Source organism: Mycolicibacter nonchromogenicus (genome assembly GCF_002101775.1).
Taxonomy (GTDB): Bacteria; Actinomycetota; Actinomycetes; order Mycobacteriales; family Mycobacteriaceae; genus Mycobacterium; species Mycobacterium nonchromogenicum.
Genome location: NZ_LQPI01000043.1, coordinates 1 through 4,142 on the forward strand (window position 1 = coordinate 1; position 4,142 = coordinate 4,142).

The following is a 4,142-nucleotide window of genomic DNA, read 5'->3' on the forward strand; positions in this document are numbered from 1 at the left end:
CTGGGTGGGGCGGTTGCGGATCTGGGGGCAAATTGGGGGGATCAGGCTGCCTGGTCGGTGCTGTTGGACTCGTCGAGCTGGGACGGGGTCTTCGAGTCGTGGGGTGATCTGTCCACCTGGGACGGGGCCTGGGACACGATCCTGGCTGATCTGAGCCTGTCGGGTATCGGGGCTCAGTCGCTGGATCTGCCGGGTTCGGCGGGGGCGTCGTTTGACTGGAGTGCCGTCAACTGGTTGATGCCGTTCGGCAATGGTGCGGATGGCACGGCGGAGCATCCGGACGGCTTCGCCGGTGGCTGGATCTATGGGTCCGGTGGTGCGGGCTGGGACGCCGACGGTGTCGACGGGCTCATCGACGGTGGCGCCGGCGGTCAGGGTGGTCTGTTCGGCGGTGACGGTGGTGCCGGGGGTGACGGGTTCGGCGCCGGTGACGGTGGTGATGGCGGTGCGGTCGGTTGGTTCGCATTGTTCAGCCAGGCCGGTGACGGTGGCGCCGGCGGCGGTGATGGTGGTTTCGGCGGTGATGGTGGCGACGGTGCCCTGTTCGCGTGGTTCAGCGACGCCGGTGATGGTGGTGACGTCTTTGTGGGCGGCGGGGCCGGCGGTAACGGCGGCAGTGTTGGGTCGTTCTCCTGGTTCAGCAAGGCCGGGGCTGGTGGTGACAGCGCCGGCGGTCGCGGTGGTGATGGCGGCAGCGTCGGCTGGTTCTCCGCACTGGCCGATGCCGGCGATGGTGGCGACGGCATTGACGGCGGTAACGGTGGCGGCGGCAGCCTGTTCGGCTGGTGGAGCAACGGTGGGGCCGGCGGTGACGGCAATGACGGCGGCAATGGCGGCAACGGCGGTAGTGCCGGCCTGTTCTCCTGGTTCAGTGCCGGTGGTGCTGGTGGTAACGGCGGCACCGCCGTTGATCTGGGCACTGCTGGTGGTAATGGCGGCAATGGTGGCGACGCGGCCCTGTGGGGTGTGTTCAGCACCGCCGGTGCCGGCGGCGCCGGCGCGGATGGCTTTGCCGGTGCCGCCGGCGCGGCGGGCAGTTTCGCTAATGGTGGTGATGGCAATGGTGGTGATGGTGGTGATGGTGGTAATGGTGGCAATGGTGGTGCCGGTGGCCGGGGGGCGTATTTGTTCGGTGCCGGCGGTAAGGGTGGTGCGGCCGGTGATGGGGGTAAGGGCGGCGCGGGTGGTGACGGCGCTGATGGTGCGGATGGTGCGGCGCCGGGTGCGCATGGCGTCAGCGGTGGCAATGGTGGTGTAGGCGGTAACGGTGGTGCGGCCGGTCAGGCTGGTGCCGGTGGTGCGGGTGGCTGGTTTATGGGCAAGGCCGCGGACGGGGCGGCTGGTTCGCAGGATTCCGGCGGTGCCGGTGGTAACGGCGGCAATGGTGGTGCCGGCGCTGATGGTGTTGATGGGGTGGCTGGGACCGCCGGTGATCCTGATGGTGGTGCGGGTCAGGCCGGTGGCAATGGTGGTAATGCCGGTTTGGGTGGTGCTGGTGGGCACGGCCCGGCTGGGTGGGCTGCCAGCGGGACCAGTGGGGTGGCCGGTAAGGGCGGCAGTGGTGGTGCTGGTGGGGCTGGGTATGACGCGGCTTCGGATGCGGGCGCGGCGACCGGTACTGCGGGCGGCAATGGTGGTGTTGGCGGTAATGCGGGCTTGGGTGGTGTGCAGGCCGATGGCATCAGCCGGGCGACTTCGGGTGTCGCTGGTGTGGGTGGTGACGGTGGTGGCGGCAAGCACGGCGCCAATGGTGCGGACGGCACCCAGGCCAGCCCTGATGGCAAGGCGGGTCAGGCCGGTGGCGCCGGCGGTAACGGTGGTGTGGGTGGTGTGCAGGCCGACGGCCTGACGCGGGCCGCCTCCGGTGCTGGTGGTGATGGTGGCGCCGGTGGTAAGGGCGGTGCGGGCTACAACGGTTTGGCGGGGGCCACGGCGGGTGCGGCCGGGGAGAACGGCGGCAATGGTGGTGCCGGTGGTGATGGTGGTGTCGGCGGTACCGGTTCGGTGGCCGGTGCCCACGGTGTTGGTGGGGTCGGGGGTAACGGCGGTTGGGGTGGTGCCGGCGCTGCGGGTGCGGATGGTGCGGCGGGCACGGCCGGCCATGTCGATGGTGAGGCTGGTCAGGCCGGTGGTGCCGGTGGTAACGCCGGTAGGGGTGGTGCCGGTGGTGACAGTGGCGGCGGTAACCACGCGGCCAATGGTGCCCACGGCATCGCCGGTGCCGGGGGTAAGGGCGGCGCCGGCGGTGCGGGCTTCGACGGGGTCGATGGCACGCTCGGTCATGTCGACGGCACCAATGGTGGTGCTGGTGGTGCTGGTGGCAATGGTGGTTTGGGTGGTCTGCAGGCCGACGGCATCACCCGCGCTCTTCAGGGCAATGGTGGTGCTGGTGGCGCTGGTGGTAGTGGCGGTGACGGCTTCCACGGGGTGAACGGGGCGACCCCGGGTGCGGCGGGCACCCATGGTGGTTCCGGCGGCAATGGTGGTGCTGGTGGTGCCGGTGGTAAGGGCACCGTCAATGGTGCCGCCGGTGACGGTGGTGTCGGCGGCGATGGCGGCAATGGTGGTGCCGGCGCTGCGGGTGCGGCCGGAGTCGATGGCACGGCCGGCCATGTCGATGGCACGGCCGGTGGCAACGGTGGTGCCGGTGGTAACGCCGGCAAGGCCGGTGTGGGTGGTCTGAGCGGCGCTGGCGTGCAGGCCGCCGACGGCGTCGACGGACTCGCCGGTGTCGGTGGCGCCGGTGGTGCCGGTGGTAAGGGCTTCGACGGGGCGAACTCCAGCACTGCCGGGGTTTCTGGCGGCAATGGTGGTGCCGGTGGTGCCGGTGGTAATGGTGGCCTGGGCGGCCTGCAGGTCGACGGCATCACTCGTGCTGTCGACGGCGTTGGTGGTGCTGGTGGTGACGGCGGTAAGGGCGGCGCCGGTTACAACGGTCAGGCTGGTGCGGATGCGGTGGTCGCCGGGGCTGCTGGTGGGGCTGGTGAGTCGGGCACCAATGGTGGCAATGGTGGTGCCGGCGGCGCCGGGGGTTCGGGGTCGACGGCGGGCCTGCAGGGTCTCGGTGGTGCCGGTGGTGCCGGCGGTTCCGGCGGCAAGGGTGGTGCCGGCGCCACGGGTGCTGACGGCACCGCTGTTCAGGTGGATGGTCAGGCCGGTGGCGCCGGTGGCGCCGGCGGTAACGCCGGAGCCGGGGGCACCGGCGGGGTGGGTCGTACCGGTGCGGCGGCCAACGGTGCCAATGGCACCGCGGGTGTCGGCGGCAACGGTGGTGCTGGTGGTAAGGGCTTCGACGGGGCGAACTCCACCAGCGCCGGGGTGTCCGGCGGCAATGGTGGTGCTGGTGGTGCCGGTGGTAACGGTGGCGCTGGTGGTCTCAACGTCGGTGGCGGTAAGGCCACTGCCGGCGTTGGTGGTGCTGGTGGTGACGGCGGTAAGGGCGGCGCCGGTTACAACGGTCAGGCTGGCGTGGATGCGGTGGTCGCCGGTGCTGCTGGTGGGGCTGGTGAGTCGGGCACCAATGGTGGCAATGGTGGTGCCGGTGGTCTCGGGGGTTCGGGGTCGACGGCGGGCCTGCAGGGTCTCGGTGGTGCTGGTGGTGCCGGCGGTTCCGGCGGCAAGGGCGGTGCCGGCGCCACGGGTGCTGACGGCACCGCTGTTCAGGTGGATGGTCAGGCCGGTGGCGCCGGTGGCGCCGGGGGTAACGCCGGTGCCGGGGGCACCGGCGGGGGGGGCCGTACCGGTGCGGCGGCCAACGGTGCCAATGGCACCGCCGGTGTCGGCGGCAACGGTGGTGCTGGTGGTAAGGGCTTCGACGGGGCGAACTCCACCAGCGCCGGGGTGTCCGGCGGCAATGGTGGTGCTGGTGGTGCCGGTGGTAACGGTGGCGCTGGTGGTCTCAACGTGGGTGGTTCCAAGGCCACCGATGGTGTTGGTGGTGCTGGTGGTGACGGCGGTAAGGGCGGCGCCGGCTACAACGGTCAGGCTGGCGTGGATGCGGTGGTCGCCGGTGCTGCTGGTGGGGCTGGTGAGTCGGGCACCAATGGTGGCAATGGTGGTGCCGGTGGTCTCGGGGGTTCGGGGTCGACGGCGGGCCTGCAGGGTCTCGGTGGTGCTGGTGGTGCCGGCGGATCCGGCGGCAA

At 71.1% G+C, this 4,142-nt stretch carries 1 pseudogene; it reads left to right on the top strand.

Going from position 1 to position 4,142, the window contains the following annotated elements:
- Positions 1-4,142, top strand: a pseudogene (locus AWC18_RS21655) (PE family protein); the annotation flags it as partial.